This is a genomic window from Pseudomonas sp. P4_C3, assembly GCF_056402075.1.
The window spans coordinates 1-4607 of the sequence record NZ_JBFUIC010000311.1; the positions used below are offsets into that span (position 1 = coordinate 1).

Below are 4607 nucleotides of genomic sequence, written 5' to 3' on the forward strand. Positions count from 1 at the left end.
GAGATCGAGCCGCTTGGGCCTTATCAAAATATCAAAACGGTAAGGGTAACTATTACCGCGCACCGAAGCCTGAGGCGCAGGCCTATATCGATCAACACGGAATCCCCTATGGCACTTGGTAAGGGCCACTCCCCAATGAAACGCCTGAGCCTGCTGGTCGGCCTGCTGTTCAGCTTGTGTGCCTGCGCCACTGGTCCCACGCCACCCAAGTTGCCCTACCACAGCTGGTACGTCGGCCTGGCCGCGCCGCGCTTCATGGAAGTGTGGGTCGAGAGTGTGGATGTGCTCGATCAGCGCGGGCTGGCGTTCTTTCATGTGTTTGGGGGCGTGGCCAGTTACACCGGCAAAGCGGAAGGCTGGCACAAGGGCGGAGGGAAAACGAAGCCGGTGAACAACGTCGATCTACCAGACCGCATCTTCGTGCGCTGGCAATCGCTGGTGGAGCCGCAGACCTACAAGATCGGTATCCGGATCCCGCAGTGGGTGCGTGACGACATGATCAAGCCACAGCGGTTGTTCTGCAAACCTGCTCAAAAGGAAATGACGCTCTACGAAGATACGATCAATTTGGGCATGGCCCCTGGCGGCATTGTAAAGGTCTGGTTAGGTGGGGCGTGTCTGGGCTACAGGGAAGTCGGGCGTTTTCAGGCGGAGATCGAGCCGCTAGGGCCTTATCAAAACGGTAAGGGTAACTATTACCGCGCACCGAAGCCTGAGGCGCAGGCCTATATCGATCAACACGGAATCCCCTATGGCACTTGGTAAGCGTTAGTTAAAAGGTATTTTTATTTCACTCGGAAAGATCATGGTGTCATTGCGGGATTGATTTTTAAAGGGACGAAGCCATGCAGCAATTAAAACATGCAGTTAGTACGAATAACACGGACAGTACCGTAATCAAGGTCGTGTCTGCGCAAAGTACATTGACCTGGGTGTCGCCTGCTGAAAATGAAGTGTTCAAGATTGACCAGGACGCCACGTTGCCCGTTATCGCGTTCGAGTTTCGAGCGCAATTCGTTGGCGATATCAAATGGTCCTGGGTAATTGAATGGGAGGCAAAAGTCAGTGGTTTGAAGGAGCGGGCGCGAAAAGATAATGCACTGAATACGTTCAATGAGTCAGGATCATTTGTCAGCGGCGAAAAAACGTGGACGGCTGATTTCTCTGGCCAGGTTCTCGGTGGAACGTTGACCGTAAAAGTGCAGGTCGGTCAAAAGTCGCTCACGAGGACTGTTGTCATTAAAGGACAGAATCCTGTTCGAGAGAGTATCGCTACTTATGTTGCAAGCCTGGATGGCATGACCGGATTCGAGAAGCTGTTGGAACAAGAGACGGGCAGTAAACACTTCATCGATTTCGACGGCGAGCCAATCGTTGCTTTCGACAAAGGCTACGGCATCACGCAAATGACCAATCCGGCACCGTCCTACGAACAGGCGTGGAACTGGAAAGCGAACATTCTGGGAGGCTCCTCCATCTACAAGGATAAGGTTCGGATCGCAATAAAATATCTGGGTCAGTCTGGCAGGAGCTATACGACTGAGCAGCTGGAACATGAGGTATTCAGCCGCTGGAACGGTGGCTCCTACCATGAGTGGGATACCGTCTCAAGATCCTGGGTCAGGAAAAAGAACATCCTGTGCGACGCCAATACCGGAAACATCGGTTGGTCGATGGACAATGAAAAAAACCAGGACAAGACCGAAGCCGAACTGCACGAGAGAGATGTGGATACCTACAAAAAAGGCACCAAGGGGCAATCGGAGGACCACCCTTGGACTTATCAGGGGGTGTGCTATGCCGATCATGTGTTGTCGAAGTAAATATGTTTGTTCTTTGTTTTTTTTATTGTTGGGTTTCATGGCAGTGAGTGGCGCTTTCGCCGATACGGCAATGCCTTGGGTCAGCAATGAAAAGAGTGGGGTGATTTTGCATATGGAAGACGGAAGTCTCTATCGGCTGAAGTTGAATGCTGGAGTGGGCGGTGTTTTCTATGACAGGCATAAATACCCCATTACTGGAGAAACTTATCTCGCACTGTTTGAAGTGTCTCCCTCCAACCCTGGAAAGCCTACAGGTTTCTGTGGCGCCGGCAGTGAGGTTTGGTTGCACGTATATAGAGTGGCGGATACCAGTCTGAGGACCAAAACAAGGACACTGGTCAGTAGTTGCCTGCGCTCGATTTCAATGGCAAGCCAGAACTCCGGAACGGAAAAACAAGACACTGATTTTTCTTCGGTGCAATGGAATAAAAAGGGGTTTTCTATTGATTGGTTCAATCATGTTAATGCTGCTGGCCAGGCATTAACTTCAACGAACTATGTGCTGTATGGCAAGGCGGTTTCGATTCAGGAAGTCCTGAGTCAATAGCCGTTGGGCATGTGAGTAATCAAGTGGGTCTTTAAAAAAGGGAAATGGAATGAAAGGCATCATCCGTATTGGTGACAAAACAACCGGAAAGGGCACTGTGCTTACGGGGTCCGCCGCGATGCGGTTCGGTGGTATCGGCGTGGCTCGCGAGGGTGACGCGGTAATGTGCCCCGTTCCAGGCCATGGTCGAACAGTGATTGCCGAGGGGCATCCGAGGTTTCACGAAAACGGCGTACCGATTGCGTTTCACGGACACTGTTGTGCCTGCGGTTGCGCCTTGATTTCGTCACTCCCCGAAGCGGGCGCGAGCTGATCATGGCGGTCCGTCTCGATCAAGTACCTGCTCCGGCGTCCCGTCCTGCGCGGCCTCGTGTCTGGCTTTGGCTGGGCCTGTTGCCGCTGCTTTGGTTGCTGGGTATCGGGTTGATGTTTGGCTTCGCCAGTCAATCGTTGCGGCAACAGCCGTTGGATTTCTACGGTCTGGCCTTGGGTGTTCCGTTCTTGGGTTGGTGCGTCATGAGCTTCGGGCGCGCGCTGCTGTACATCGGTGGACAAGCTGTTGCAGATGGCTGGGATGAGGCCCGTGAGGAGGATTCGGTTCGGCGACTGCGCCGTGGCCGGCGATCCCAGCAAGTATTGAATGTGAGTCTTTACACGGCCTTGCGAGCGCCGGGAGAGGAGTCGCAAGTCCAACTGGACGCTTTGCTGACTGGGGTCAAGGCGCTCAAGACTCAGCCCTCCTTGTCAGGCGGTGTCGCGGTACGTCAAAGCCGCTTGCCCGGCAATACGACGCCGGCCTCTGAGCTCGTGTTATTGAGCGTTTTGGTGCAGGTGCTCGTTGACCTGGCGCAAACCTTGGGGCAACTGCCAGACGAGACGCCGCTGGCACTGTTGCTCGAAGTCGATAGTGGATTACCGGAACATACTTTGCGCCGAGTGTGGCGACAGGCCTGGACAGAGTCTGGCATTCGCCAGTCGACCACACCTGTCGAAGGGCAGGGCCTGGCGGCGCTGGATCAATGGCTCGACCAGCGAATTACCGACCAGGCGTTACTGATGGTGGTGGCGGCACAGTTTGCGCCGGAACAGCCCGAAGAGGCGGCGGAAGCGGTCGTCGGACTGCTGCTGGGTAATCGTTTGACGCAAACCACATTGCCACCCATTGCCTACCTGCACCGTCCGGAGCAGGAGCGAGAGCCCAGCCCCGATGCGCTGTTGTATGCCACTCGTCAAGCACTGGATTGGGTGCCACTGGATGCCCAATCAATCGAGCATGTGTGGCGTGTGGGGGGGGAATGCGCAACGCGAGGTGGCAATCAGCACTGTCCTGGCGCAACTGCCGATGGCGGTGACACACAACCTGGATACCTTGCTGGGACACCCGGGCACAGCATCTGCGTGGTTGGCGATCGTGGCCGCTACACAAACCCTTCAGCGCGGCGTCGGGCCGCAATTCATTTTCAGTGGCGACGATGTCGCAACCGGGCTTTGGTGCACGGTTTTGACACCTGTGTCACCACTTTCGAAGTAGGAATCTCGAAATGCAGTTTCGACGCTCTGTAGGGTTGGGTGTTCTGGTTGGCGTTCTGTTGCTGACCGGTGTGGGTTTAGGTGCAGTGGTCTGGCATCACCCCGAGTCGCTGGGCATTGCTAACGGCAGCGCCCGGCAAACAATTTGGCTTTCGGCAATATTGGTCACCACCTTTATCGTGGTGATGTTTCTGGGTGGTTACCCTCTGCTGGGACGTCTAGGTCGCTCAGTTTATCGACCGCTTGACGCCGATGATGTTACTCAACCTGTGCAAGCGCCACTCAATGAATCCACTGATGCTCAGGTGGAGAAACGAATGGCAGCGGTTAAAACGTACCTGCGGAAAAACCACAGCCTCCTCTGGCCCCGTAAAATCCGCCTCCTGCTCGTCGTCGGCGAACCCGAGCAAATCACTGCCATCGCCCCCGGCCTGACCTCGGAAAACTGGCTCGACGCGCAGAACACCGTGCTGATCTGGGGCGGCAGCCTGCAAGCCGAGCCCACCGAGGCGACGCTGAAACAGTACCGCCGCCTGACCCGCTGGCGCGCGCTGGACGGCGTGGTCTGGGCGCTGAGCAAGGAGCAGTGCAGCGATGCCGCCGCGATGGGGGCCGGCGTGCGTCACTTGAAGGTGCTGGCCCGCGAATTGGGCTGGCAGTTGCCCTTACACCTGTGGCAGGTCTGCGCGAGCAAGTGGGTACAAGAC

At 55.7% G+C, this 4607-nt stretch carries 5 protein-coding genes and 1 pseudogene; all 6 read left to right on the forward strand.

The features are described 5' to 3' along the window. Positions 1 to 108: 108 nt before the first annotated feature. Positions 109 to 765 carry a DUF2931 family protein gene (locus AC1DVH_RS26420; protein WP_477756274.1) on the forward strand — a complete coding sequence of 219 codons (657 nt, stop codon included), beginning with the start codon at positions 109 to 111 and terminating at the stop codon, positions 763 to 765. Between the two features lie 80 nt (positions 766 to 845). After that, entirely contained in the window at positions 846 to 1823 is a 978-nt protein-coding gene (locus AC1DVH_RS26425) for a hypothetical protein (RefSeq protein WP_477756275.1), read from the forward strand. After that, positions 1798 to 2370 (forward strand): hypothetical protein, encoded by a 573-nt coding sequence (locus AC1DVH_RS26430; protein WP_477756276.1) that lies wholly within the window; start codon positions 1798 to 1800, stop codon positions 2368 to 2370. The genes AC1DVH_RS26425 and AC1DVH_RS26430 overlap by 26 nt, the downstream gene beginning before the upstream one ends. Before the next feature lie 49 nt (positions 2371 to 2419). Then, positions 2420 to 2683 carry a PAAR domain-containing protein gene (locus AC1DVH_RS26435; RefSeq protein ID WP_477756277.1) on the forward strand — a complete coding sequence of 88 codons (264 nt, stop codon included), beginning with the start codon at positions 2420 to 2422 and terminating at the stop codon, positions 2681 to 2683. Positions 2684 to 2796: 113 nt separating this feature from the next. Then, positions 2797 to 3933 (forward strand): hypothetical protein, encoded by a 1137-nt coding sequence (locus tag AC1DVH_RS26440; RefSeq protein WP_477756278.1) that lies wholly within the window; start codon positions 2797 to 2799, stop codon positions 3931 to 3933. Further along, positions 3912 to 4607, forward strand: a pseudogene (locus tag AC1DVH_RS26445) (ImcF-related family protein); the annotation flags it as partial. The gene AC1DVH_RS26440 and the pseudogene AC1DVH_RS26445, both read left to right, overlap by 22 nt.